This is a genomic window from Streptomyces sp. NPDC051636, from assembly GCF_044453765.1.
Taxonomy (GTDB): domain Bacteria; phylum Actinomycetota; class Actinomycetes; order Streptomycetales; family Streptomycetaceae; genus Streptomyces.
On sequence record NZ_JBITDA010000018.1, the window covers coordinates 36,017 to 61,093 of the forward strand.

The window sequence follows — 25,077 nt, forward strand, 5'->3', positions numbered from 1 at the left end:
TGAAGAGCGTTCGCCAAGGGGCGCCCCGCGGGGCGCCCGGAGAGAAAGAGGGAAGCGAATTCAGCAGGACGGGCGACACACGCAGCCCGCATAGCGGACGAGGTCCATATGGACCCTCCGCCACAGGCGCACATCGGTGTCGGTCACGGTCCGGAGTACACCATGACGGTGCACACCGGTCAACTCTGCGTCACTATGTGGATCACAGGGTGACTGTACGTACGCTCAACGCGCCCCGGAGCCCGCCCCGGCCTGCGCCCCCGCTTCCGCCGGCTGCGCCTGCGCCGGGCCGCCCACCGCCGCCTCCGCCGCCGCGTACAGGTCGGCCGGGCGAACCCCGCTCAGCGCGGTGACCAGGTGGCCGTCGGGGCGCACAAGCAGCACGCTGTGCGCGGGCGCGCCCGGATAGCTCTCGGCGACCAGCAGCTCGGCGGGGTGCGGCAGCGCGGTCACCGCGGCCGCCAGGCGGGGCATGACTCCGGCCTTCATCCAGTGCTTGCGGTCCCACACGCCCGTGCCCGGCGCGATCAGGACGACCAGCAGCGCGCCGCGGCCGAGCCGGTCCCGCAGCCGTACGAAGGTGCCGTCCTCGGCCGTCACCCGTACGTCGCTCACCTGAACGCCGGGCGGGGTGCCGACGGGAATCTCGCCCTCCAGGTGTTCGGGCGCGAGCGGCGAGTCGGCGTACGCCCCCGGCGCGCCGAGCGGCCCGCGCCCCAGGTGACCGTCCGTGAGCAGCGCGTCGTGCCCCCGGGCTGTGCCGGGGACGTACGCGCGCAGCCCACCGCCGCCGCGCAGCACCGGCAGCGCCTGGTCGGCGGCGCGCAGCCGTGCGGCGATCACCGCGCGCCGCTCGGTCTGGTAGCTGTCGAGCAGCGGCTCGTGCGGGCCGTGGTGCCAGACCCGCGCCAGCTTCCAGGCGAGGTTGTCGGCGTCCCGGAGTCCCTCGTCCAGCCCCTGCGTGCCCAGCGCGCCGAGCAGGTGGGCCGCGTCCCCGGCGAGGAAGACCCGGCCCACGCGCCACCGGCGGGCCAGCCGGTGGTGCACCGTGTGGACTCCGGTGTCGAGGAGTTCGTACGGCGGTGTGGTGCCGTCCGTCCAGCCCGCGAGGGTCTCGCGGACGCGGGCCACCAGCAGTTCGGGCGTGACCAGGTCCTTGCCCGGCGGCAGCAGCCAGTCCAGGCGCCACACGCCGTCCGGGAGGGGGCGGGCGGTCACCTCCCCGGCCGAGGGCCCGGACGTCCGCCACGGCGGCATCCGGTGGAGCAACGCCTGGCCCTCCCACGGAAGTTCCACGCGCAGGGCGGCGACGGCGTGTCGCTCCACCGCGGTACGGCCCGGGAAGCGGATGTCCTGCAGTTTGCGCACGGTCGAGCGGGGACCGTCGCAGCCGACCAGGTAACTGCCGCGCCACCAGGTGCCGCTGGGTCCCCGGGTGTGCGCGGAGACGCCGGAACGCTCCTGCTCGATCGCGTCCACGCGGCTGTCCACGGCGACCTGCACGAGCGGCTCGCGGGCGAGGGCGGCACGCAGCGCGCCGGTCAGCACGTGCTGGGCGAGGTGCAGGGGGGCGGGCTCGGCGCTGTCCCGGTCGGGGTCCGGGTCGTCGGCGAGCCGGTCGAAGAAGATCTCGCGCATCACCTGCTTGCGCCGCAGCGACCGCCATCCGGCCCAGTGCAGGCCCCGCTCGCCGAGCGGGACGCCGGTCAGCCGCTCCATCAGCGCGGCGGTGTCCTCACGCAGAACGACCGTGCGCGCGAGGCGTGGTTCGTCCTTGCCCGGACCCTCGTCGAGAACGACCGACGGCACCTCCTGGCGGGCCAGCGCCAGGGCGAGCGTGAGCCCCACGGGCCCCGCCCCGACGATGATCACCGGATCCACGGCGCGGCGCCCCCTGCCCGCAGCGGTGCCCTGACGGATGAGTGTGAACAGAAAGGTGGAGCAGGGTGCACGATCACAGAACGTATGCAACCCATTGGCGGTGTTTGCGTCAAGCGACGGAGGCAGTGGCGATCATGCCACTGCCTCCGTCGGGGTAGTCGTGTCCGTCCGATGAGCCGTCAGGGAGCCTTCCGCATGTCCTCGTGCTCGCCCGGAGCGGCCAGTTCGGCGACCGCGTCCACGCCGACCACCGCGCCCGTGGACTTCTTGCCGCGCCGGAGCCGGCCCTCAAGCCAGCTCGCGAAGCTCGTGAGCGAGAAGTTGAGCACCAGGAAGATCAAGGCCACGACGGTGAAGGAGGCGATGGTGTTGGCACCGTAGTAGCCGCTCATCGTGCTGGCCGAGGCGAGCAGCTCGGGGAAGGTGAGGACCGCGCCGCCCAGAGCCGTGTCCTTCACGATCACCACGAGCTGGCTGACGATCGCCGGGAGCATGGCGGTGACCGCCTGCGGCAGCAGGACGAGCCGCATCACCTGGTTCTTGCGCAGCCCGATCGCCATCGCGGCCTCGGACTGGCCCTTGGGCAGCGAGAGGATGCCCGCCCGGACGATCTCCGCGAGCACCGACGCGTTGTACAGCACCAGACCCGTGACGACCGCATACAGGGGACGGTCGTCCGAACTGACGTCGGTGTAGTCGGCGTACAGGGCGTTGCCGAAGATCATCAGGATCAGGACCGGGATCGCCCGGAAGAACTCGACCACGACCGAGGCGGGTACCCGGATCCAGACGTGGTCCGAGAGCCGGGCTATGCCGAAGACGGCACCCAGCGGCAGCGCGATGACCACGGAGAGCACCGCGGCCTTCAGCGTGTTCTGCAGACCGGGCCAGATGTAGGCGGAATAGGCCTCGCTGCTGAAGAACGGCTTCCACAGCACCCACTCCAGCTGTCCCTTGTCGGAAAGGGTGCTGAAGACCCACCACAGGACGGCCGCGAAGGCGACCAGAAAGCCAACCGTGTACAGGACGTTGCGCCGCTTGGCGCTGGGGCCCTGGGCGTCGTACAGGACCGAGCTCATCGCTTCACCGCCACCTTTTTGCCCACCCAGCCGAGGATCAGACCGGTCGGCAGCGTCAGGCAGCAGAAGCCGAACGCAAAGATCCCGGAGATCAGCAGCAGCTGCGCCTCCTTGTCGACCATGTCCTTCATCAGGTGCGCCGCCTCCGCCACGCCGATCGCGGCGGCCACCGTCGTGTTCTTCGTCAGCGCGATCAGAACGTTGGTCAGCGGACCGACGGCGGCCCGGAAGGCCTGCGGCAGCACGACCAGCCTCAGCACCTGCGTGAAGGTCAGGCCGATAGCCCGGGCCGCCTCCGCCTGCCCGACCGGGACGGTGTTGATGCCCGAGCGCAGTGCCTCGCACACGAAGGACGAGGTGTAGACGATCAGACCGAGCACGGCCAGCCGGAAGTTGTTCGTGGCGACGTCGTCCGAGCCGAGATGGATGTTCAGCGTGTCGCTCAGGCCGAGTGAGGCGAACAGGATGATCACCGTGAGCGGGATGTTCCGCACGATGTTCACGTAGGCGGTCCCGAAACCGCGCATCAGCGGCACCGGGCCCACCCGCATGGCGGCCAGCGCAGTGCCCCAGATCAGGGAGCCCACGGCGGACAGCAACGCCAGCTGCACCGTCGTCCAGAAGGCTCCCAGCAGGTCGTAACCTTCAAGAAAGTCGAACACGATCTCCCGCGCTTCCGCGTGTAGGGATGCCCCGGTGCGCCGCCGCCGGACGGCGCACCGGTGGGCGCTGCCTCAGCTCTTGATGTCGCCGATCTTCGGAGCGGGCTCGTTCTTGTAGCCGGCCGGACCGAAGTTCTTGGCCACGGCCTTCTTCCATGAACCGTCGGAGACCATCTCCTCCAGCGCCTTGTTGATCTTGGCCTTGAGGTCGCTGCCCTTCTTGACGCCGATGCCGTAGTTCTCGTTGGTCATCTTGAAGCCGCCGAGCTTGAACTTGCCCTTGAACTGCGACTGGGAGGCGTAGCCGGCGAGGATCGAGTCGTCGGTGGTCAGGGCGTCGATGGCCTTGTTCTGCAGACCGGTCAGGCACGCGGAGTAGGTCGGGTACTCCTGGAGCTGCGCCTTGGGGGCGAGCTTGTCGTGGACGTTCTGCGCCGACGTGGAGCCGGCCACGGAACACAGCTTCTTCTTGTTCAGGTCCGAAGGCGACTTGATGCTGTTGTCGTCCGCGCGGACCAGCACGTCCTGGTGGGCCAGCAGGTACGGGCCGGCGAAGTCGACCAGCTTCTGGCGCTCCGGGGTGATCGAGTAGGAGGCGGCGATGAAGTCGACGTCACCGCGCTTGAGCATGGTCTCGCGGTCGGCGCTCTTCGACTCCTTCCACTCGATCTGGTCGGCCTTGTAGCCGAGCTTCTTGGCGATGTACGTCGCCACGTCCACGTCGAAGCCCGCGTAGCCCTGCGGGGTCTTCTGGCCGATGCCGGGCTGGTCGAACTTGATGCCGATGGTGATCGTCTTGCCGCCACCGGAGGAACCGCCCTCGTCCTTCTTGTTGGAGCCGCACGCCGTGGCGGCCACGGCGAGGGCGAGCACGGCGGCCGAAGCGGCGGTGACCTTGCGGAGCTTCATGGTGAACATCCTTTGCGTGGTGAGGAGATGCGGGCCCTCGGCCCGGGTGACACAGAGCGTGGGGCGCAACGGGCGCCGTCAGTGGTGGAGGATCTTCGACAGGAAGTCCTTGGCACGGTCGCTGCGCGGAGCGCTGAAGAACTGGTCGGGCGCAGCCTCCTCGACGATGCGGCCGTCCGCCATGAAGACCACGCGGTTTGCAGCCGATCGCGCGAAACCCATCTCATGGGTGACGACGATCATCGTCATGCCCTCCCGGGCGAGCTGCTGCATGACCTCGAGGACCTCGTTGATCATCTCGGGGTCGAGGGCCGAGGTCGGCTCGTCGAAGAGCATGACCTTCGGGCCCATCGCCAGCGCCCGGGCGATCGCGACGCGCTGCTGCTGGCCGCCGGAGAGCTGCGCGGGGTACTTGTCGGCCTGGCTGCTCACCCCGACCCGGTCGAGCAGGGCGCGGGCCTTCTCCTCGGCCTGCTTCTTGTCGGCCTTGCGGACCTTGATCTGGCCCAGCATCACGTTCTCGAGCACGGTCTTGTGCGCGAAGAGGTTGAAGGACTGGAAGACCATCCCGACGTCCGCCCGCAGCCGGGCCAGCTCCTTGCCCTCCTGGGGCAGGGGCCTGCCGTCGATCGTGATGGTGCCGGAGTCTATGGTCTCCAGGCGGTTGATGGTGCGGCACAGCGTCGACTTGCCGGACCCGGAGGGCCCGATGACCACGACGACCTCGCCGCGGGCGATCGTGAGATCGATGTCCTGGAGCACGTGCAACGCGCCGAAGTGCTTGTTGACGCTCTTCAGGACGACCAGGTCGCCGGTCGAGGCCGCGTCTTCCTTGGCCACCGATACTTCGGTCATCGCTTTCAGGCTCCGTCCTCCTCGGTTTCGGAGGACAGTAGTGACGCCGCATGACCAGCGTCATTACATCTGAGGGGAATCTGAGCATCACGATCGGATAGCAATCGGACACGTGTTGTAGCAACGGTGAGGGGCGTGCGTATCGGCCGGGTAACGGAACCGACGGGCAACCGGAACCCTCTTGACGCCGTCGTCGTCCATCAGCGTGACTGCCTTGGTGCACGCGCGCGCGTGCAGACGATTTCTCCAAGCCGAGAATACGACCGTTCGAACCGGAGGGGGCCGGGATGAGACTGCTGCTCGTCGAGGACGACAACCATGTCGCCGCCGCTCTGTCCGCGGTCCTCAAGCGGCACGGGTTCGACGTCACCCACGCGCGCAGCGGCGAGGAGGCACTGCAGGCCCTCGTCCCCGAAGGCGCCGGCTTCGGCGTCGTCCTGCTCGACCTGGGCCTGCCCGACCAGGACGGCTACGAGGTCTGCGGCAAGATCCGCAAGCGCACCAGCACGCCGGTGATCATGGTCACCGCACGTTCCGACGTCCGCTCCCGCATCCACGGGCTCAACCTCGGCGCCGACGACTACGTGGTGAAGCCGTACGACACCGGGGAACTGCTCGCCCGGATCCACGCCGTCAGCCGGCGCACCGTCCCCGAGGACGCCGGGCCGGGCGGCGAGAGCGTGCTGCGGCTCGGTCCCGTGCACATCGAGCTGCCCACCCGACAGGTCAGCGTGGACGGTACGGTTGTCCAACTGACCCGCAAGGAGTTCGACCTCCTCGCGCTGCTCGCCCAGCGCCCCGGAGTGGTCTTCCGACGGGAGCAGATCATCAGCGAGGTGTGGCAGACCAGCTGGGAGGGCACGGGACGCACCCTGGAGGTGCACGTCGCCTCCCTGCGCGCCAAGCTGCGCATGCCCGCGCTGATCGAGACCGTACGCGGCGTCGGCTACCGCCTCGTAGCCCCGGCCGCCTAGTCCTGGCGGGGACGCGTGCGCACCAGGCTCCTCCCGCTGCTCATCGTCCTGATGGCGGCCGTGCTGCTCGCGCTCGGCATCCCGCTCGCCGTCAGTGTGGCCGCGGCCCAGCAGCAGCGCGTGGTCGTCGACCGGATCGACGACACGGCGCGCTTCGCGGCGCTCGCCCAGTTCGTCACCGACGGGCCCAGCGGATCCCGCCGTACGACCAAGGACGAGCGCCAGGAGACCCTCCGCCGCGAACTCGCCAACTACTTCGGCGTCTACGGCATCCGCGCGGGCGTCTTCTACAGCAACGAGTCGGTGATGGCCAACGCGCCCGCCGACTGGTTCCTGCCCGAGAAGGGCGAGGTGCGGGAGGCGTTCCAGGAGGCGCTGCTCAGCCGGCGCAGTCACGACCCGGAGCAGGTGTGGCCCTGGCAGCGCACCCGCCTCGTCGTCGCCTCGCCGGTGATCCGGGACGGCGACGTCGTGGCGGTCGTGATCACCGACTCGCCCACCGGCGGGATGCGCTCGCGGACCCTGCACGGCTGGCTGCTCATCGGCGCCGGCGAGGTCGCCGCGATGCTGCTGGCCGTCGGCGCCGCGCTGCGGCTGACCGGCTGGGTGCTCAGGCCCGTCCGGATCCTCGACGCCACTACCCACGACATCGCCACCGGGCGTCTGAAGTCCCGGGTCGCGGTGGGCGGCGGGCCGCCGGAACTCAGACGGCTGGCCCGGTCGTTCAACGAGATGGCGGACAACGTCGAGGACGTGCTGGAGCAGCAGCGCGCCTTCGTCGCCGATGCCTCGCACCAGCTGCGCAACCCGCTCTCGGCGCTGCTGCTGCGCATCGAGCTGCTCGCCCTCGAACTGCCCGAGGACAACGAGGAGATCGCCTCGGTCCGCACCGAGGGCAAGCGCCTCGCGCAGGTCCTCGACGACCTGCTCGATCTGGCGCTGGCCGAGCACGCCGAGGCGGACGTCCGGCTGACCGACATCGGCCAGCTGGCCGCCGAGCGGGTGGCCGCCTGGGCGCCGGCCGCCGAGGCCAAGGGCGTCCGGCTCGCCGGCGACTGCCCGCCCACCACCGGATGGGCCGACCCGATCACCCTGTCCAGCGCACTGGACGCGGTGATCGACAACGCGGTGAAGTTCACCCCCGAGGGGGGCACGGTCGAGGTGACCGTCTCCTTCGACGGCGACACCTCGACGGTCGTGGTCACCGACACCGGTCCCGGCCTGACCGACGAGGAACTCGCCCGCGTCGGCGACCGCTTCTGGCGCAGCGGCCGCCACCAGAACGTCAAGGGCTCCGGCCTGGGCCTGTCCATCAGCCGCGCCCTGCTCGCGGCGGCCGGCGGCTCGATCACGTACGCCCACCACGAGCCGCGGGGGCTGAAGGTCACGGTGACGGTGCCGAGGACCAGGCCTTAGAACCGCGTGCGGCCGTCTACGGCTTCACCGACCGGTAGTAGCGCCGCGCCCCCTCTTGCAGGGCGAGGGGATCGGTGTAGATCGCCGTGCGCAGGTCGACGAGCTGGGCGGAGTGGACGTGATGACCTATTCCGTCGCGGCTCTTGATCACCGTGCGGGTGATCCACTCGGTGAGCCGGGGATCCATGTCCTTGCGGGTCATCAGCAGGTTGGACACCGCGATGGTCGCCACGGTGGAGCCCTGCTGGACGGACGGGTAGGCCGACGCGGGCATGTTGGTCGTCCGGTAGTAGCGGCTGACCTGCCCCTGGGCGTGCAGCTTGGCGACCAGGTCGCCCTCGATCGGGATGAACCGGAAGGCGAACTTCCTGGCCAGCTCCACCAGCCCGTTGGTGGGCAGCCCCCCCGACCAGAAGAACGCGTCGATCTTGTCCTGCCGCAGCCGGCCGGGCCCGGTGTCGATGCCGTCGGACATCGGGGTGATGTCCTTGGCGGGGTCGATCCCGGCCGCCCTGAGCACCCGGCCGGCGATCAGCCGTACGCCCGAGTTGGGCAGCCCTATGGCCACCCGCTTGTGCCGCAGGTCCGCCACGGACTCGATGTCCGAGTCGCGCGGCACGACCAGCTGCACATAGTCGTCGTAGAGCCGCGCAACGCCGCGCAGCTGCCGGGCGCCGGTGCGGTTCCGCAGCTCGTACGTCTCCACCGCGTCGGCCGCCGCGATGGTGAAGTCGGCCTCCCCGGTCGCCACGCGCCGCACGTTCTCCTGCGAACCGGCGCTCGTCAGCAGCTTCACCTTCAGGCCCGGCATGTCCTTGCCGAGCTCGGTACGCAGCCGCCGGCCGTAGTCCTGGTAGACGCCCCGGGACGTCCCGGTGCTGAAGGTGATCGTGCCGCTCGGCGGCTCCTCGCCCAGGGGCAGCAGCCACCACAGCAGCAGCCCGAAGACCACGAAGCCGACGGCCGCGCACTGGAGGGCCCGGCGCCTGCCGATACGGGGGAACACCTTGGACATGCGCGCGATCCTGCCAGCCCGCCCGCGGTCCTGACCAGGGCGGGGCACACGACGGGGCACACGGAGGGGACTGTCAGAGGCGGCCGTTACAGTCACCGTATGAGCTCTTCGCCCGCCGACCTCGTCCGTGAGTTCCACCTCGCCTTCGGCCTCGACGCCCGCAGTACGCCGACGGAGGTGGCCCCCGACCTGGCCGCGCACCGCGGGGAACTGCTCGCCGAGGAGGCCGCGGAGGTCGCCGCGGTCGCGGTCACCGGCCCGCTCGACCGGCTCGCGCACGAACTGGCCGACGTGGTCTACGTGGCGTACGGCACCGCTCTGGTGCACGGAATCGACCTCGACGCGGTGATCGCCGAGGTCCACCGCTCCAACATGAGCAAGCTGGGCCCCGGCGGACAGATAGCCCGCCGTGCCGACGGCAAGGTCCTCAAGGGCGAGCACTACCGGGCGCCGGACGTGTCGGCCGTCCTGCGCCGCCAGGGCTGGATCCCCGGCGGCGCCTGAGGACCTACGGGGCCGCGCTGCCCGCCAGATTCCACTCGCGGTGCAGTGAGCCCAGCGGGACGCTCCTCTGCAGAACGGGGGTACCGAAGATCGACAACTGGATCCGCAGGGTCCCGGACAGGTCCACACCGCCGTACACGCCCCACGTGCCGTCCGCCCCGGCGCCGGCCGTACCGGACGAGGCGGTCACCGTCCCCGAGGCCTCGCCGCGCACGTACGGCGCCAGGTCCGCGGTGACGCCTACGGTGCCGTAGAGACCGACCGAGGCCTCCGTGCCGAGCGCAGCCTTGACGCCTCCGGCGGTGGTCACCGAGGTCCGCACCGGTGTGCCGGTCATGTCGGCGGCGCTGACCGGGGTCCACCCCTGGGCGCTGCCGTAGGTGCCGCCCGCCTTGAAGTCGCCCTTGACGCTCTGCGCCACGTCGACGGTGATCCGTCCGTCGCCGCTGATCTGGAAGTAGCAGGTCAGGTCGAGGTTGACGACGACCGGGACGGGGCCGACCTGCAGGACCGGGTCGGCGTGCAGCTTCGCGAAGGGAATCCGCAGCGGTGTGGCGGAGGCGGCGGCGCGGCCCTTGACCGACCAGCCCGAGGTCCAGTCACCGGAGACGCCCAGATACGCGCTGCCGGGCGCGGCGTCGGTGCCCGCGCCGCCGTACCGGAAGTCGACCTGCGGGGCGACCTGCACGAACCCGGACACCGAGGCCTTGCCCGACACCGGCGAGCCCTCGGGTGTGGGTATGTCGGCGTTGAGGTCGACCCGCAGGCTGCCGAGCGGCACCGTGGCGCCCTTCGGGCCGACGTGCACGTCGCCGGCCTTGGACCAGGAGACCTTGACGTCGGGCAGCAGTTTGTCCACGGCGAAGGAGGCGGGGTCGACCGGCACGGTGCCGCGAGCCGTGTCGTCCCCGAGCAGGGCGTTGAGCCGGGCGGGCTCGGTCTGCACCTCCGTGCCCCGGTCGGTCTCGCCGATCACCTTGGTGACCTTGGCGAGCAGCCCGTGCGGCGCACCGGGCGCGGGCGCGCTGGCGATGACGTCACCGACGGTGGCCTCGCCCGGCGAGGCGGAGGGGCCCGGTGAGGCGGAACTGCCGCCTGCCCTGGGCGACATGACGGCCCGCCGGGTCTTGCTGTCGTACGAGCTGACGGCGAGCGAGGTCGTGTGCGCCCGCCTGCCCGAGCCGGCGGAGCCCGCCGCGGCGGTCCCGGTGGCGGTGGGAGCGGCGGCGACGGTGAGTGAGCGGTCCGCCGCGGCGGTGGTGGGGCCGTCGGAGTCCCGGGCCTCCCGGCTCGGGGCGGCAGCGGGTTGCTCGGCCCGTGGCGCGGGTGAGGAGCATCCTGCGGCGAGGAGGAGGGCGGTCACGGCGAAGGCGGGCAGGAGGGCATGCGTGTGCCCCGTGCGTCTGCGCAAGATCGGTCCTGAGGGTGGGGGGGTGGCATGGAGCACCGGCGGGCGACAGACACTGGGCCTTACTGGCCGGTAACTCGGTGACGGTTCATGAGCATGCCACGACCGCAGTCACCGGGCCTCCCCATTCCGGCCACATCCCAACGTGACCTGGACCACGGCTGGTTCAGGCCATCACGGCTGGCGACAACGGCGCGGGCAAGCGGCCACCGGACCCGAGCCGCGCCACCTCCGGTAGCCGCCGGCCACCCGCACAGCGTCGGCACGCCCGGCGAGGTCGCCGAGGCAGCCGCGTTTCTGCTCGGCCGGCAGTCCGGATTCCGCACCGGCGCGGACCTCCTGAGGGACGGCGGTGTGATCGAGGCGCTGCGCACGGGAGAGCTCTCGCTGACGCCCCCGGCGGAGAGCTGAGGGCAGGTGGGGGTGGGTGGTCGGAGGCTTGTCGACCGTCCCGCACGACACACCGATCCGGTCATCTCACAGACCCGTCCGACTGTCATCCCGGCTGATGCGGCCGGGGGAACCCCGTGCCCCGAGGGCGCCAGCGGTGGCCGGAAAGCAGCCGCCGTGGACAGACTCGGTGGCAGACCTGTGCTCGTCGTCGACGGCGGGGTACCCGCCCGCTCACGAGCTGTCCTGCTCCCCGGGAGACACGCACATGACCTTCAATCCGCTCGAGCAGCGGGGTATCCCGCTGGATCGGCAGCTGCGCAGCTGGCGTGAGCTGAACGTGCAGCCGATCGACCCCGACCACTGTGACCCGTACACCCGGTGCCGGATCATCACGATGAACGGGATCGAGGTGGAGGCGATCCTCTTCAGCCACCAGCTCGCCCGCAACACCGTCGACCCGGAGGTGAAGCGGCAGCTGGCCCGGACCCGCTACATCGAGGCGCAGCAGCAGAAGGTAGTGAACTGGCTGCTGCCGGGCGTGTCGTCGGTGCTGGAGACGACGATCGCCTACGAGCAGGTGGCCGTGGACCTGACGGCGTGGGTGGCGCGGATGGAGCCGGATCCCTATCTGAAGCAGGCGTACCAGTTCGGCGTGCTGGAGGACTTCGACCATCTGTACCGGTACGCGAACCTGTACGAGATGATCGAGCACCGCAAGGCGGAGTCGATCGTGGACAACCTCACCGAGGTGATGCCGGGGCGGCCGACGAGGTTCCACCACCGCGATCCGGTCGACAACGTCCGCGACCCGTACGACAAGGACGCCACGAATCCCCTGTCGAAGCTGCACGCGCTGACGATCATGTCGGCCGAGCAGCAGACGATGAACTTCTACATGAACACCGGCCCCACCTACATGGAGCCGATCGCCCGCCAGCTCTACCAGGAGATCGGGCTGATCGAGGAGGAGCACGTCACCCACTACGAGTCCCTCGTCGACCCGGGCGAGACGTGGTGGGAGCAGTTGGTCAACCACGAGTACAACGAGTGCTACCTGTACTACTCCTTCATGGAGCAGGAGAGCGACCCCAAGGTCAGGGCGATCTGGGAGCTGCACCTGAACATGGAGCTGGAGCACCTGCACACCGCCTGCGACCTGATGCGCCGGCACGACGGGCGTGAGCCGCAGGAGATCCTGGCGCCGGAGCTGCCCGACGTGCTCACCTTCGAGCCGAACAAGCAGTACCTGCGCGAACTTCTGGACACCCAGATGGACCTCACCACCCTCGGCGCCGGCTACGTCCGCGAGGCCCACGAGCGGTTCGAGCAGATGCAGGAGCAGATCCACGGCGGCGAGGAGCCGCCCAGCGAGCGGGTGATGGCCGAGCACGACGAGATGTTCGGCCGCGAGTACCGGGTCCAGACCGAGGGCGAGCACCCCGACCCCGCCCAGCGCGAGAAGTGAGGCCGCCGCCCATGTCCGAGCTGCACACCCCCCAGGCCGGTGCCGACGGGGCCAAGGACGCCGACGTCGTCGCCCTGCTCATGCGCCAGCACGGCGACATCCGCAACCTCTTCGACGAGGTCGAGCAGAACAAGGGCGAGGAACGCCGGGACGCCTTCCGCCGCCTCGTGCGGCTGCTCGCCGTCCACGAGACCGCCGAGGAGGAGGTCGTCCACCCCTTCGCCCGGCGCGCACTGCCGGGCGGCGAGCAGGTCGTCGAGGAGCGCCTCGCGGAAGAGCGGGCGGCCAAGGAGACGCTCGCGGCCCTGGACGACATGGACACCGACGACCCGGAGTTCCTGCCGCGGCTGCGGGCCTTGCGCACCGACGTGCAGGAACACGCCCGGGCGGAGGAGCGGTACGAGTTCACGCACATCCGCCGCAGCACCGACGCCCCCGGCCTCGCCGCCATGGCCTCGGCGGTGAAGGCCGCCGAGGCCATGGCCCCCACCCGTCCCCATCCCGGCGCCGAGTCCGGCGCGGCCAACGTGGCCCTCGGCCCCGTGGCCGCCCTCATGGACCGCACCAGGGACGCCGTCCGCAAGGCGATGGGCAAGGGCTGAATCTCCGGACATCCCGCCTGCGAGAGCATCATCCTGATTGCTTCTGCTCCCGTACAGTCGGTGGTGCCAGTCCTCCGTTACGTTTCGGGCGCCTCCACGCGAAGGCGAGACGGCAACTCCTCAGCCGGCACGGGGCCTGGAGCACGGCAGTGGCGCGAGGGATGGGGGAGTCGTCGGAAAAAGCTCATTACTCACGACAGGTCCGGACCCTCCTCCGGCTGGATCAGCAGTTCCGTGTACCGGGCCGATGTCTCCAGGTGCTCGCGGACCGAGGTGGCGACAAGTCGAATGACTTCATGCCGTTGCCCGGAGAGGAAAGTGGCGGCGAACTCCGCAGCAGCGGATTTCTCCGTGGAGTCCTCCTCAGCCTTGGAACGGATCTTGCCGAGCAAACGCCGTTCGGTGATGAGCTTGCGCAAGGGACCAGGCATCGGCCGGGACTTGGCGTACTTCATCGCTTCTTCCTTGCCGCGCACCGCGGCCACGACGACGACGACCACTGCGACGACGGCGGCCACCGCGGCTCCCACCGGGTTGAGCGACACCGCGACGGCCACCGCCCCGATGACACCCGCGACATAGGCGACCGCACCGACCGCGACGTTTCCGATGGTGTTCAGATTGTCCACGGCCACGTCGGAGTACGCGCCTACGGGCGAGGCGGTGCGCGGGACGAATGGCTTGGACAGGCTCAGAGCCCCGGGAGGGATGTTCCACCTGTGGCAGATCTCCGCCGTACGGGTGTCCACCAGAGCGCTGATCTCCTTGCTCCAGGCTTCGGCTTCGGCCTCGACGCGGCCGCGGAAGGCGGGCGAGGACAGGTACTCCTCCCGGGTGCGCGCCACTTCCGTCTCGATGTCCGTCACCAGCTCGAGCTCCCCATTGCGCCAGCGCAGGACGGCGGGAATGATGTGCCCTTCCACGAGGTTCTCGGTCATGACGGTACCGAGATTCCCGGCGAGTTCCGGAAGCTTTTCGTCGATGATGCTTTCGATGCGTCCGGAGGCTATGAAGTCCCCGATTTCCTTCCGGAAACCCTCCACACGTATCCGAGTCTGCCCCGCGATCACCAGTCCCTTGGCGATGGCGTACTCCGGCTCCGCGCCGATGACCACCTCGCTCTGGCTGAAGACCTCGCGGACGATGTGCTGCGCGAAGTGCATCCGCGAGGCACCGCCGGTCATCATGACCAGGTCGGGACAGTCGCCGCCGAGCGCGACCCGCACCTTCTCGAGGTCGTCGCGCAACGCCTGGCGCCACGATGCGCCGTTCAGCGGGGCCAGCGAAGCGTTCGTGATCTCGTCCAGCAAGTCGGACGTGAGCCAGATCTGGACACGAACGGACTCGCCGGCGGATGTCCTCACCTCCACCGTCGTCCCCTCAGCGGCGGCATCCGGATCGAGGGGGTCGGCAGCCACGAAGAAGCGCTCCTTGGTCTGCCTGCAGCGAAACTCCAGGACCGACCTGCTACTGGGCTCTTCCAGGGCCTCCAGCAACCGCTCCCGGTCGTCGTGGCCCTCGACCGTCCGCCGCATCAGCTCCCTGTCGATCAGGGAAGCGCCCAGCGCGGGGTTGCCCGTGTCCAGCGGGCGCGCGAACAGCCCTGTCACAACGGTGTAGTCCGCGGTCGATGACCCGAGGTCGATGACCACGGAACTGCCTTGTGCGACCGTCCCACCCACGAGTTGGCGCATCGGGTCGGGCAGGTCACGCGACTCGCGGCCGTACAGCAGGGCGGCCCGCGACTCGGCGAGCACCTCCACCTCGCCCGGACACAGGCCCGCCAGCAGTTCGCGGTATTCGTCCCGCTGGCGCGTGCTCCAGCCCGAGGGGACACCGAAGAGCCAACGGGTGCGCGCGTTCGCCGATATGGCGATCACATCGTGCGGTGCGTCGTCCGTCTCGGCCGCGCCGGTGAGCGCCTGGACGACATGGCGCACGAAGAGCTCAACCGCTCGCCGGGTTCGCCCGCCGTCTTCCAGGTCAGCGCTCTTGAAGGCGGAGTAGAACTCCAGTACCCGCCCCTTGCTCCGGGGGGAGAAACAGCCGCCACCGACCACGGTCCGGGTCGGGGGCTCCTGCGACGGGTTGCCGAGCAGGGCGACCGCGGTGGGGTAGGACCTCCCGCTGCCCGGGAGATCAGAAATGCGCGGCTCGTCCCGGGACTGGGACCACGCGGTGGCGATGGCTGTCTCACCGTGCCCCAGATCGAAGCCGATCAGCAGTACCTCGTCACCCGACGCCTGGCTGGTCATGAGGGGGTGTCACCTGCTTCGTCGCGAGTCTCGTTCTCCTGCGCGCCGGCCGGGAAGCAACGCACCTCGCCGCGCACGACAAGGCGCTGTGCGCCGTTCTCCGTGTCCACTGTGAATGCGGGGGTGAGTTCCTCGAACTGCAAGGAGGGGCCGTCGCCCGGGCCGTGGAAGGTGAAGAGACGGGCTTGTTCCTCTGAGGCGAGCCCCGCGTCGTACCGGACGATCCGGATCCGTTGTCGCCCGAGTGCGGTGCGCAGCTGATCGATCGCGGCCCAGGTCAGATCCACATTGTGCCGCTCGGCAGCGGCGACCAGGCTCTGGGCGAGCGTCATGAGCGAGGTGTCTTCGTGCCAGGGGCGGAAGCGCACCTCCGGGGGCTGGGGCGCTCGGCTGAAGGCCTTCTCGACGCTCTCGAGTGCGGTGCGTGCCGCTGCCAGCGCCCCGGCATGCAGTTGTTCGGCACGCCTGTCCTCAGCAGACAGGTCCCTGTGACCTGCGGCGGAGCTGCTCTTGGACAACTTCGGCAGGCCCATCTTGTCCACCAGACTTCGGCCGCGATCGGGTGGGGGCTTCCCGGCACTCCGCGTCGGCGCTTCCCGGAAGACGGTGGACGACACCTCGTCGAGGAGCTTCTCGATGGCGACGATGAGGACGCCCAGTACGTCCCCGAGCTGGTGCCGAGTCCGTTCGTCGGCTTGGATCTCCCCCATGGCTTGGGCCTGCAGCTCCCGCAATGCGCGGACGACAGCCGTCACCACCTCGTTCGGACCACGGCCTGCGAATGGTCGGCCGGAACGCGTGCACAGGTCGTCGAAGCGCTCGACCAGTTCCCCTTTGCCGATGACGGGAGGCAGCGGTGCCACCCGTCGCTCGGCCCCGTCCACGGGACGCGAACCGGCACGGCTGTCCCGGCCGGTGTCGTGTTCTGTCATGTTCCCCCCTCGGGCGTAAGGGCCCAGATCCGGACCCCGTTCTGCGCCCCTGCGACGAGCTGATGCCCGTCCGGCATGATGGCGATGGCTGATGGGTCTCCGGCCGTTGTCACGGCGGCACGGGGTCGCTGGTCATGGACGCTCCACACCTGCGCGCTCGTGTCGCTTCCCGCGGCGGCCACCAGGGCGCCGTCGGGTGAGAAGTCCACGGCGCGCATGCTGGGCTCGAGCGCGGAGGCGAACATCACGGACCAGGTGGAGGTGTCGTACACCTGCAGGAAGCCCTGGTCCGCGGCCTCCCCGCCGGCCACGGCCAGTGATCCGCCGTCCGGGCTGAACCGCACGGCCCGGACAGGTGCGGGGTGGGAGAAGGTGCGAGACAGCCGCTCGTCGTCGAGGCCCACGACGAGCGTCACTCCTGATGGCGGATCACCGTCGTCGCCACCGACCGCCAGCATCCGCCCGTTGGGATGCACGGACACCGCTGCCGCCCACGACAGAACCTCGGTGGAAGTGTGTACCCGGCCCGTAGCGACGTGGATCAGCCGCACCGATCCCTGACCGCAGGCGATCGCCAGATACTGACCTCCTGGCAGGAAGTCGAGTCCCTGCGCCGCTCCCCGGAGCCGCACGCTCCATGCGGTGACCGACGGTTGTTCCGGGTCCAGGAGCCGCACCGTCTGCTCCCGCGACGAGAGCCCGTAGGCCAGATGCGTACTGTCGGGAGTCCAGGCGAGTACGCGAACGCGTCCGCTCTCCGGGCGGCTGCAGATTTCCGTCGCGGAGTGTGCGTCGACGACCCGTATGATGCAGCGGTCCGCCGACTCCTGTTCCGCCACAGCCACTTTGCGCCCGTTCGGACTGCAGGCGAGCGCGGTGACATGCGCCGGCCAGGACGCGATCATGCGGGGATTGCGGCACACCTCGCGAGGTGTCGGCGGGCGCCGGGAGGTGAGGATCCAGTCGCCGGTGAAGAATTCCTGATCCTTGTCCAGGTGCAGCTGGACCACCCGTCCCGGCTCCCGGGAGGACAGGTCGTGCAATGTGCCGTTGTCCAGCCGGACCCGGGCCAGCACAGAGCCCGCGGGATAGGCGTCATCGGGCGCTACGAACCAGCGGCCGAGGACTGCCCTGCCGCCCGGCAACGTCCAGCGCAGGGGCCGTATCAGGTCGTGCGGAAGGTCCGACACGGTACACCTGGCCCGCATTCCGGCCGCCCACAGCGACGCGCCATCGACGACGGCGAGGACCGCATCAGCCGCCGGGTGCAGTGGCCTGCCAAGGGAGTTGGCGAGGTAGGGGGCGACCACGGGCATTCTGCTGCCGCCGCCGACCAGGAGCACGCCGGTGATGTCGTCCAGGGTGAGACCCGCCTTGTCGACCATGGCCAGGCAGCAGTCCACCGTTCCGCGCAGCAGAGGTGTGGCGATCTGCCGCAGCCGGTCCCGGTCGGCGGACATGTGTGGCAGCCCCAGGGAGACGTACGCACGAGCGTCCTCGAGCGCGGTCAGGCGGTGCTTGAGGGTGATGGCGGCTTGGGCCATCGCCTGCTCCAGGGCGTCACGTTCGTCGGCTCGGCCCGGATGCTGGGCAAGCCATGCCTCCGCCTCGGGACGGAAGTCCTGGACCAGCATCGCGTCCACTTCCCGGGCACCGTGGTCCTCGGCCAGTCCGCTTCGGCCCAGTACCTGGTGCTGCCCCGCGTCGTCCACGCGCACCAGTGCCGCGTCGAAGGTGCCGCCGCCGAGGTCGTAGACGAGCACGACGTCACCGCTGGACCAGTGGGTGCCCACTGCCCGGCAGTGGGCTGCGGCCACGGGCTCTTCCAGAATCTCCACATCGGTGAATCCGGCCACTCGGCCCGCGTCGAGCGTGGCGGCGCGCTGATGCTCATCGGCGGAGACCGGGACCGTGATCAGCAGTCGGCTCGGGTCGAAGCCGAGCTGCCGTGCGGCGGAGCGCAGCTCCCCGAGTACCGCCGCGGCCAGCTCCACCACGCCATGGGGCCGGCCGTCGAGCAGGACGGGAGAGTCGCTGCCCAGGCGGGGCTTGAACTCCGTGAGGTAGGCCCGTGGATTGTCGCCCTTGCGGTCCTCGGCCGCCGAGCCGACGAGCAACCGTCCACCATCATCGAAGACGCTGGTCGGCCACCAGTCCCGGCCCGTCGAGGGGTCCTTCACCAGGTGCCGTTCTCCTTCGGCCAGCAGGATCGACGACGAGGTGGTCGTGCCCAGGTCCACGACGAGCACGGCTTCTGCGGGCGGTCGCCCGGCGGACTCCAGGGGCGGGGTCACTCCTGCTCCTCCAACAAGGCCCGGGCCGCGCGCACCCGATGACACAGCTGCTCGTACCGACGCTCCATCACCTGGACCAGCGCTCGCCCACCCGGCTGACTGGCGACCGGAGAGGCGCGCCAGTGGCCCAGCCGCTCCAGCGCGGTCCGCTCCATCTGCGTCAGTACGGTGGCCGGGGGCAGCCCAAGACGTTCGGCGACGGATGCTCCACGTTCGCCCATCGCGATGCGCAGCTCCGCGGCCTCCGCCTCGGACAGCGCGATCTCACCTCTGTACCAACGTCTCAGCAAGCGCAGCTCGGCGAAGGCGAGTTCGTCCCGCTCCAGATCGGTGACCTGTCGCAGGGCGTTCCGGACCGCGGCGCGGGTTCGGGGGTCGCCACCGGAGACGTCCGGTCCATCAACGTCCAGGGCGTGGACCGAATCGAGGATGCGACCCAGTTTGATCAGGTCGCGCCTGCGGCCGAAATGCCGAACGAGTGCTTCGCGCAGCGATCCCATGCCGCTGCGCCGGTCGAGCTCGGCCCTCAGCTCGTCGGGAGTGTCGACGCCTTCCCGGATGAGCGCGGTGGCCAGGGCGATCCCGTACTGGCTGAACCGCCCCACGAGCGGTGCCCGCCGTTCAGGGGACAGTGGCAGGTCGTCGTAGGGGCGGGTGGCGAAGGCGCGGTGCACACGGAGTCGTTTCTCCAACAGCGCGGGGTCGGTGCGGGCCAGTGAGACGAGATCGGTGAACTCCTCGTCGCCCATGGCGAAGGCCGCTGCGGCGACCTTGCTGCACACCGGGTGGACGTCGTGGAACAGACGGGACATCTCGGGATCGGCGATGATCCGTTCGGCGGTTCGCCGAGTGGCTGCGAGTGGATCGCCGACTGGACGGCCGGCCTCTCCCGGCCAGGCGAGTTCGGCTTTGGTGAGCACCCCGACGCAGGTGACCGGTGACACAGCGAAGCCGTTGCCGCGTAAGCGGGCCAACAGGTCCGCGTCACTGCGGGACACACCTGCGTTGAGGACGGCCAGTACCGCGTCGGCACGGGTGAGCTGGTCTGCGGTCACGGCACTGACGGCTTCGGTGGTGAGCCCGAGAGCCGTGAGGGCCGCCTGTGCGTCCGCCTCGAACTGCGAGCCGAACCCCGGCGTGTCGACCAGGTCGAACGATCGCAGACAGGGGAAGGGGCCACGGACCTCCACCCAGGCGATGCCCTCTGGGACACGCGCTTCTGGCATGCGGGCAGTGAACCGTGCCAGTGACGCAAGACCGTGGTGCTCAGGGGACCGGCCGTCATGGAAGTGCACCGTGACAGCCGGTTCGTTCGCATGGCGAAGCACGCTCACGGTGAAGGTGACCGGGGTGAGTCCGGTCGCCATCGGCTCTCCGCCGACCAGGGCATTGACCAGCGTCGACTTTCCCGAACTGACGACCCCCGCAACCGCCACGCGCATGGGCGTGCCCAGTGCGTGCCTGCCCTGTTCCAGCACGTGGCGCACGCGATGGGTGTCGGGGCCCGGCGGCAGGCGTTTCAGGGCCAGATCCAGCGCGCTCTCGGCCCGCTGCCGAAGAGGCGACTCGGCCGGCTGGGCTCCCGGGACGGCTGACGGCTCCTCCCCGACGGAGTCCAAGCTCATGAGGCGCCCTGCCCCGGGGTGTCTGCGGCCGACGCCAGCTCGTTGATGCGCACCAGCAAGGCCCGCAACATGGTGCGGCGCTGCTCGGCCGCGGCGCGCTCGGCCGCACTGTCCCGGCCGACGGCTGCTCGTGCGGCTGCGATCCGCTCAGCCGTGGCGGCGCATGCCGAGCGGTGCTCCTCGATGAGATGACGCAAGTCCTCCGTCACTTGGCGCGCGTGTGCCTCGACGACCTCGGACAGGGCCGTGTGAAGGAACTGCCTTTGTTGAGGTTCCCAGGACTCGAAAGCCTGGTCGAGGGCGTTGACCCGCTCGCCACGGGCTCCCTCGCGGAGCCATTGCAACTGCCGGGTGAAGGAGAGCGTGGCGCCCACCACTCCGCCGATCACCCGTCCCACCAGCGCCGCAGGCGATGCGGAGGGCCCTTCATCCGCCTTCACGACACGGACTGGGCCCCGTCCGGCTGACCGGGCAGGGAGCGATCTGCGCAGGGCCACCTCCCAGGCCATCTCGCCGAGCCGGCCACCTGCTTCCGCACCTCGCCGGGCTCCTTCAGCCGCTGTCTCCAGGGCCTGGACCAGCTCGTCGAGGGCGGGCGAGGAGCGTTCGGGCCGCCGACTCCGTAGGGCGGACGCGGCTGTGGGAAGCGCGGGCGCGGCCAGCTCCGCCGGCGTGGCATCCCGCAGCCGCACACCCGTGCGCTCGACGAACGTCTCGTGAACTTCGGCCGCCCGCTTCCGCGCGAGCTCACTGAGCTCACCGGTCAGCAGGGCCAGTTCCTGGGCGACATGATCGAGGAGAAGTTGCGGATCGCCGAGCAGCTCCTGCCGGTCGCGGTAGGCGAGGCGGATCTTCCGCCACATCTCGGCCAGGTCGGCGTCGATCCGCTGCTTCAGTTCGACGGTGACAGCGGCCATCGCCTCGGCGAGTTGGTCCGGCCACACGGCGGCGCCGCCGGCCAGGGCCGCCGCCTCCTTCGCCTTGGCCTCCGCGGCCGTGGCGAGCCTCTGGTGCGCGGCGCGGTCGTCGGTGTCCATGACGGCCAGGGCCGCTTCCACCGGGGCCAGTAACGACGCTGTCACCTGCTCCAGTTCACTGAGAGCCGCCTCCTGGAGCAGTCGGCTCCTGGATCGCGCCAGCGCCGGCCAGAGCTCCTCCTCCAGCCGCCCGAAGTTGCTGAGCTCGAAATCATCCGGGTCACCCTCCGCCAGATGGTGCAGGCGCAGGTGGGTGGAGACCGGCACGACAGTCGGTCGCTCGCGGTCCAGTCCGGGCACGGCCCCCAGTCGTGTCCGCACATCCCGTACGGCGGTTTCCGCATCGGACGACTGATCACACTTCGTGACGACGAAGAGCAGCCGCTCCGGGTGGGTGGCGGCGTCCACGGCACGCGCGACCACATCGATGAACGCCAACTCCGATGCGAGCAGAGGCTGGAGCGCGTCCGTCACATACAGCACGGCATCGGCCATCGGCAGCACGCCCAGGGCCGCGGTGCTGTGGCCTCGGTGCACTCCCCCGACGCCGGGAGTGTCGACGACCATCAGCCCGTTGTCGAGCCTGGAGTTCGGCAGTTCGATGGACACCGCGGACACGCGGCCCGCGTCCGACGCGCCGTATCCGTCCGTCACCGCTGATTCGCAAAGATAGGAGCGGAGCTCGTTCCGGCTGATGCGCCGCTCCTCGGCAGGGTGCTCCCCGCGTGCGGCCAGGCTGACGGTGATGACCTCCTCAGGGCCCCAGCGAAGGGTCGTGACGGCCCGCGTGGACGTGTAGGAGTCGACCGGAAGCAGTCCCGGCTCCTCCAGCAGGGCGTTGAGCAGGGAGGACTTCCCGCGGCTGAACTCACCCAGGACCACGAGCGCCACCTGGTTCTCGTGCAGCCTGCGCTCCGCCTCGTGCAGACGCTCCACGCTGACCTGGGGCTCAGCGCTCAGGGCCGCCCATGCGACCTCCGGAAAGAGCGCCACGATCTTCCGCTTGCGCTCGTCATAGCTCCCCACCGGTACTACTCCCCCTTGGCTTCACAGGTCGGCTGTGCGGCGGCCGCTTGGCCGCTTCAGCGGTCGATATCTACCTGCCAGGCGGAATATACGGCCATTCCAAGAGATGGCCAATAATAGGCCAGAGCATGACGTATTGTGACATGGCTGATCTGACGGACGGTGGGATCACTGCCTTGGCCGACGCGAGGACCTGTCCACATGCAGTACGCCTCGTCCATGACTGTCAGGTCTCCTCCGGGAGGCGGGTCTGGCGGGCCATTCCAGCCATTGCAGTCCCGAACAGGCGCGCTGCGCTCCTTGATCCAAGTGGCGGCCGGGCAGCCGACGAGGCCTGGCTGCCCGGGTCCGGCCGGTCTGGCTGGGTCTGTTGCCGTCTGGGTACCCGCGGTCGGTCCATGGCATGGCTCCTGGGCTGGGCATTCAGGACCTCTGCATCCTCACGCCGCCGTACCCCGCCGATCGCCGTATGTGGAGTACGGCCGACCCGGTGTTGTGGGTGCGGTCCGCGATCCACTGTGACCGGCGGCTGTTGCCGCTGCCGGGCGGGCCGTGAGGCGGTCAGGCTGCTGTCCCCGGCGCTTCGTGCTCGGGTGCGGACGCGCGCCGTGACGTCCTTCTTGGTGATGTCCAGTCGTTGAACGATCCGCCCGCGCTCGCGGGTCATCTGAGTGCGGGCCCGGGGAACCGGGGAGCGCCATCGTGAGCACGGGGCCGGAGGTCCTGTTCCACCTTGGCCCTCCCGGAACGGCGAGGCCCCGTCGGAGACGTCCGTCTTGCGACCGGGCAGGTTCTTGCCCTGCCTCGGCCTGGCCGCGTTCGGCGCGGTGAGAACAAGGACACCCGAATTCGGCTGACCGCCCGGCGCGGCCCGCTCAAGGCCCTGGTCGCCGTCGAGCACTCGATCATCACCGCGAACTGGCACATGCTCCCCGGCAACGCCCCCTACCGCGCCGCGGGGAACGCGACCCGCAGACTTTCGCGGACCTGGCCAAACGCAACCTCCGCAACAAGAATTCGAACTCACCCGACACGCCCCCTGTCCGCACCGATCTTGGGGGGCGTGGAATACCAGAAGGACCCTCGCCTACAGGAGGAGCCATCTCTCCTCCACGCCCGCATCGGCACCGTTCCACTGTCGGCTCACCGCTGATCTTCGCGGACCGTGGCGGCCCTTCCGGCGTACAGCCGAGGGCGGTGGGTTGTCACTGGAGCACTCTCTGAAGCGCGGGGCGGGCGTCTTCCGGGACCGCCTACCCTTAAGGCATGACCAGCAGCAGCGACCGGAGCCCGGCAGTGGACGTTCAAGGATCCAAGAGTTACGAAATCCGCACCTACGGGTGCCAGATGAACGTCCACGACTCCGAGCGATTGGCCGGGCTGCTCGAAGATGCCGGGTACGTGCGCGCGCCCGAGGGCTCGGACGGGGACGCCGACGTGGTCGTCTTCAACACCTGCGCGGTGCGTGAGAACGCCGACAACCGGCTGTACGGCAACCTGGGCCGGCTCGCGCCGAAGAAGGCCAAGCACCCCGGGATGCAGATCGCGGTCGGCGGCTGTCTGGCGCAGAAGGACCGCGACACCATCGTGAAGAAGGCGCCCTGGGTGGACGTCGTCTTCGGCACGCACAACATCGGCAAGCTGCCGGTTCTGCTGGAACGCGCGCGCGTGCAGGAAGAGGCGCAGGTCGAGATCGCCGAGTCCCTGGAGGCCTTCCCCTCCACGCTGCCGACCCGGCGCGAGAGCGCGTACGCGGCCTGGGTGTCGATCTCCGTCGGCTGCAACAACACCTGCACCTTCTGTATCGTCCCGGCCCTGCGCGGCAAGGAGAAGGACCGCCGCCCCGGCGACATCCTCGCCGAGGTCGAAGCGCTCGTCGCCGAAGGCGTCAGTGAAATCACGCTGCTCGGGCAGAACGTCAACGCGTACGGCTCCGACATCGGCGACCGCGAGGCGTTCAGCAAGCTGCTGCGGGCCTGCGGGAAGATCGAGGGCCTGGAGCGCGTGCGCTTCACCTCGCCGCACCCGCGCGACTTCACCGACGACGTCATCGCCGCCATGGCCGAGACGCCGAACGTCATGCCGCAGCTGCACATGCCGTTGCAGTCCGGCTCGGACACGGTCCTGAAGGCGATGCGCCGCTCCTACCGGCAGGAGCGCTACCTGGGGATCATCGAGAAGGTCCGCGCCGCCATCCCGCACGCGGCGATCACCACCGACATCATCGTGGGCTTCCCCGGGGAGACCGAGGAGGACTTCGAACAGACCCTCCACGTCGTCCGGGAGGCCCGGTTCGCGCAGGCCTTCACCTTCCAGTACTCCAAGCGGCCCGGCACCCCGGCCGCGACCATGGACAACCAGATCACCAAGGAGGTCGTCCAGGCGCGCTACGAGCGTCTCGTCGCTCTCCAGGAGGAGATCTCCTGGGCGGAGAACAAGAAGCAGGTCGGCCGCACCCTGGAACTGATGGTCGCCGAGGGCGAGGGCCGCAAGGACGGCGCCACCCACCGCCTCTCCGGCCGCGCCCCCGACAACCGCCTGGTCCACTTCACCAAGCCCGAGCAGGAGGTGCGCCCCGGCGACGTGGTCACGGTCGAGGTGACGTACGCCGCCCCGCACCACCTCCTCGCAGAGGGTCCCGTCCTCGCCGTGCGCCCCACGCGCGCGGGCGACGCCTGGGAGAAGCGCAACGCCGCGGAGGCCGCCAAGCCGGCCGGGGTGATGCTCGGCCTGCCGAAGATCGGCGTGCCGGCACCGCTGCCGGTCGTGACGAGCGGCTGCGGCTGCGACTGAGGCCCCCGGTCG

General features: G+C 69.9%; 20 protein-coding genes. 7 read left to right on the plus strand and 13 right to left on the minus strand.

What is annotated here, in order from left to right; genetic code table 11:
- Window positions 1-60: 60 nt before the first annotated feature.
- The 6 genes from ACIBBH_RS27495 to ACIBBH_RS27520 form a co-directional block, all read right to left on the minus strand.
- Window positions 61-174: a putative leader peptide gene (locus ACIBBH_RS27495; RefSeq protein WP_399409034.1), complete on the minus strand. Its 114-nt coding sequence runs from the start codon at window positions 172-174 to the stop codon at window positions 61-63.
- Window positions 175-225: 51 nt separating this feature from the next.
- Entirely contained in the window at window positions 226-1,881 is a 1,656-nt protein-coding gene (locus ACIBBH_RS27500; protein WP_399409036.1) for an FAD-dependent monooxygenase, read from the minus strand.
- A gap of 179 nt (window positions 1,882-2,060) precedes the next feature.
- Complete coding sequence (locus tag ACIBBH_RS27505; RefSeq protein ID WP_399409038.1) at window positions 2,061-2,960, minus strand: amino acid ABC transporter permease; 900 nt, start codon at window positions 2,958-2,960, stop codon at window positions 2,061-2,063.
- Window positions 2,957-3,622 carry an amino acid ABC transporter permease gene (locus ACIBBH_RS27510; protein WP_399409040.1) on the minus strand — a complete coding sequence of 222 codons (666 nt, stop codon included), beginning with the start codon at window positions 3,620-3,622 and terminating at the stop codon, window positions 2,957-2,959. The genes ACIBBH_RS27505 and ACIBBH_RS27510 overlap by 4 nt, the downstream gene beginning before the upstream one ends.
- A 72-nt stretch (window positions 3,623-3,694) precedes the next feature.
- Window positions 3,695-4,531 (minus strand): glutamate ABC transporter substrate-binding protein, encoded by an 837-nt coding sequence (locus ACIBBH_RS27515; protein ID WP_399409042.1) that lies wholly within the window; start codon window positions 4,529-4,531, stop codon window positions 3,695-3,697.
- 78 nt (window positions 4,532-4,609) lie between these two features.
- Window positions 4,610-5,386 carry an amino acid ABC transporter ATP-binding protein gene (locus tag ACIBBH_RS27520; RefSeq protein WP_399409044.1) on the minus strand — a complete coding sequence of 259 codons (777 nt, stop codon included), beginning with the start codon at window positions 5,384-5,386 and terminating at the stop codon, window positions 4,610-4,612.
- A gap of 287 nt (window positions 5,387-5,673) precedes the next feature.
- Here ACIBBH_RS27520 and ACIBBH_RS27525 point away from each other — a divergent pair, with 287 nt between their 5' ends.
- Both ACIBBH_RS27525 and ACIBBH_RS27530 read left to right on the plus strand, forming a co-directional pair.
- Window positions 5,674-6,360, plus strand: a complete 687-nt coding sequence (locus tag ACIBBH_RS27525; RefSeq protein WP_399409046.1) for a response regulator transcription factor — start codon at window positions 5,674-5,676, stop codon at window positions 6,358-6,360.
- A 15-nt stretch (window positions 6,361-6,375) separates the two neighbouring features.
- Window positions 6,376-7,776: an ATP-binding protein gene (locus tag ACIBBH_RS27530; protein ID WP_399409048.1), complete on the plus strand. Its 1,401-nt coding sequence runs from the start codon at window positions 6,376-6,378 to the stop codon at window positions 7,774-7,776.
- Window positions 7,777-7,792: 16 nt separating this feature from the next.
- Here the strand turns inward: ACIBBH_RS27530 and ACIBBH_RS27535 are convergent, their stop codons facing one another.
- Window positions 7,793-8,791, minus strand: coding sequence for a TAXI family TRAP transporter solute-binding subunit (locus tag ACIBBH_RS27535; RefSeq protein ID WP_399409050.1), 999 nt, complete (start codon window positions 8,789-8,791; stop codon window positions 7,793-7,795).
- A 99-nt stretch (window positions 8,792-8,890) separates the two neighbouring features.
- Here ACIBBH_RS27535 and ACIBBH_RS27540 point away from each other — a divergent pair, with 99 nt between their 5' ends.
- On the plus strand, window positions 8,891-9,295 hold the full coding sequence (locus ACIBBH_RS27540; RefSeq protein WP_399409052.1) for a MazG nucleotide pyrophosphohydrolase domain-containing protein: 405 nt from the start codon (window positions 8,891-8,893) through the stop codon (window positions 9,293-9,295).
- 4 nt (window positions 9,296-9,299) lie between these two features.
- Here ACIBBH_RS27540 and ACIBBH_RS27545 read toward each other — a convergent pair whose 3' ends face one another.
- Window positions 9,300-10,706, minus strand: a complete 1,407-nt coding sequence (locus tag ACIBBH_RS27545) for a hypothetical protein (protein WP_399409054.1) — start codon at window positions 10,704-10,706, stop codon at window positions 9,300-9,302.
- A gap of 87 nt (window positions 10,707-10,793) precedes the next feature.
- Between ACIBBH_RS27545 and ACIBBH_RS27550 the strand changes: the two genes are divergently transcribed.
- From ACIBBH_RS27550 to ACIBBH_RS27560, 3 genes are all read left to right on the plus strand, one after another.
- Window positions 10,794-11,114, plus strand: a complete 321-nt coding sequence (locus ACIBBH_RS27550) for a hypothetical protein (RefSeq protein WP_399409056.1) — start codon at window positions 10,794-10,796, stop codon at window positions 11,112-11,114.
- Window positions 11,115-11,361: 247 nt separating this feature from the next.
- Window positions 11,362-12,561 (plus strand): hypothetical protein, encoded by a 1,200-nt coding sequence (locus ACIBBH_RS27555; protein ID WP_399409058.1) that lies wholly within the window; start codon window positions 11,362-11,364, stop codon window positions 12,559-12,561.
- 11 nt (window positions 12,562-12,572) lie between these two features.
- Window positions 12,573-13,163 carry a hemerythrin domain-containing protein gene (locus ACIBBH_RS27560; protein WP_399409060.1) on the plus strand — a complete coding sequence of 197 codons (591 nt, stop codon included), beginning with the start codon at window positions 12,573-12,575 and terminating at the stop codon, window positions 13,161-13,163.
- A 191-nt stretch (window positions 13,164-13,354) separates the two neighbouring features.
- Here the strand turns inward: ACIBBH_RS27560 and ACIBBH_RS27565 are convergent, their stop codons facing one another.
- Genes ACIBBH_RS27565 through ACIBBH_RS27585 form a run of 5 tightly spaced genes read right to left on the minus strand, consistent with a single transcriptional unit; the run spans window position 13,355 to window position 22,272 of the window.
- Window positions 13,355-15,418, minus strand: a complete 2,064-nt coding sequence (locus tag ACIBBH_RS27565) for an Hsp70 family protein (protein WP_399409062.1) — start codon at window positions 15,416-15,418, stop codon at window positions 13,355-13,357.
- The gene (locus tag ACIBBH_RS27570; protein WP_399409064.1) at window positions 15,415-16,350 is read right to left on the minus strand and encodes a hypothetical protein; all 936 of its coding nucleotides are present in this window, start codon (window positions 16,348-16,350) and stop codon (window positions 15,415-15,417) included. The genes ACIBBH_RS27565 and ACIBBH_RS27570 overlap by 4 nt, the downstream gene beginning before the upstream one ends.
- Window positions 16,347-18,644 (minus strand): Hsp70 family protein, encoded by a 2,298-nt coding sequence (locus tag ACIBBH_RS27575; RefSeq protein WP_399409066.1) that lies wholly within the window; start codon window positions 18,642-18,644, stop codon window positions 16,347-16,349. The genes ACIBBH_RS27570 and ACIBBH_RS27575 overlap by 4 nt, the downstream gene beginning before the upstream one ends.
- On the minus strand, window positions 18,641-20,269 hold the full coding sequence (locus tag ACIBBH_RS27580) for a dynamin family protein (RefSeq protein WP_399409068.1): 1,629 nt from the start codon (window positions 20,267-20,269) through the stop codon (window positions 18,641-18,643). Before ACIBBH_RS27580 ends, ACIBBH_RS27575 begins: the two co-directional genes overlap by 4 nt.
- Window positions 20,266-22,272, minus strand: a complete 2,007-nt coding sequence (locus ACIBBH_RS27585; RefSeq protein WP_399409070.1) for a dynamin family protein — start codon at window positions 22,270-22,272, stop codon at window positions 20,266-20,268. The genes ACIBBH_RS27580 and ACIBBH_RS27585 overlap by 4 nt, the downstream gene beginning before the upstream one ends.
- Before the next feature lie 1,266 nt (window positions 22,273-23,538).
- On the opposite strand from ACIBBH_RS27585, the gene miaB reads away from it, so the two are divergent.
- Window positions 23,539-25,065 (plus strand): tRNA (N6-isopentenyl adenosine(37)-C2)-methylthiotransferase MiaB, encoded by a 1,527-nt coding sequence (miaB, locus tag ACIBBH_RS27590; RefSeq protein WP_399409072.1) that lies wholly within the window; start codon window positions 23,539-23,541, stop codon window positions 25,063-25,065.
- Window positions 25,066-25,077: the final 12 nt, after the last annotated feature.

What these genes read in the sequence shown, in the direction of transcription:
- ACIBBH_RS27505 (WP_399409038.1), bottom strand. Translation starts at nt 2,960, where the DNA reads ATGAGCTCGGTCCTGTACGACGCCCAGGGCCCCAGCGCCAAGCGGCGC.
- ACIBBH_RS27515 (WP_399409042.1), bottom strand. Translation starts at nt 4,531, where the DNA reads ATGAAGCTCCGCAAGGTCACCGCCGCTTCGGCCGCCGTGCTCGCCCTC.
- ACIBBH_RS27520 (WP_399409044.1), bottom strand. Translation starts at nt 5,386, where the DNA reads ATGACCGAAGTATCGGTGGCCAAGGAAGACGCGGCCTCGACCGGCGAC.
- ACIBBH_RS27525 (WP_399409046.1), top strand. Translation starts at nt 5,674, where the DNA reads ATGAGACTGCTGCTCGTCGAGGACGACAACCATGTCGCCGCCGCTCTG.
- ACIBBH_RS27535 (WP_399409050.1), bottom strand. Translation starts at nt 8,791, where the DNA reads ATGTCCAAGGTGTTCCCCCGTATCGGCAGGCGCCGGGCCCTCCAGTGC.
- ACIBBH_RS27540 (WP_399409052.1), top strand. Translation starts at nt 8,891, where the DNA reads ATGAGCTCTTCGCCCGCCGACCTCGTCCGTGAGTTCCACCTCGCCTTC.
- ACIBBH_RS27550 (WP_399409056.1), top strand. Translation starts at nt 10,794, where the DNA reads ATGAGCATGCCACGACCGCAGTCACCGGGCCTCCCCATTCCGGCCACA.
- ACIBBH_RS27555 (WP_399409058.1), top strand. Translation starts at nt 11,362, where the DNA reads ATGACCTTCAATCCGCTCGAGCAGCGGGGTATCCCGCTGGATCGGCAG.
- ACIBBH_RS27560 (WP_399409060.1), top strand. Translation starts at nt 12,573, where the DNA reads ATGTCCGAGCTGCACACCCCCCAGGCCGGTGCCGACGGGGCCAAGGAC.
- ACIBBH_RS27565 (WP_399409062.1), bottom strand. Translation starts at nt 15,418, where the DNA reads ATGACCAGCCAGGCGTCGGGTGACGAGGTACTGCTGATCGGCTTCGAT.
- ACIBBH_RS27570 (WP_399409064.1), bottom strand. Translation starts at nt 16,350, where the DNA reads ATGACAGAACACGACACCGGCCGGGACAGCCGTGCCGGTTCGCGTCCC.
- ACIBBH_RS27580 (WP_399409068.1), bottom strand. Translation starts at nt 20,269, where the DNA reads ATGAGCTTGGACTCCGTCGGGGAGGAGCCGTCAGCCGTCCCGGGAGCC.
- miaB (WP_399409072.1), top strand. Translation starts at nt 23,539, where the DNA reads ATGACCAGCAGCAGCGACCGGAGCCCGGCAGTGGACGTTCAAGGATCC.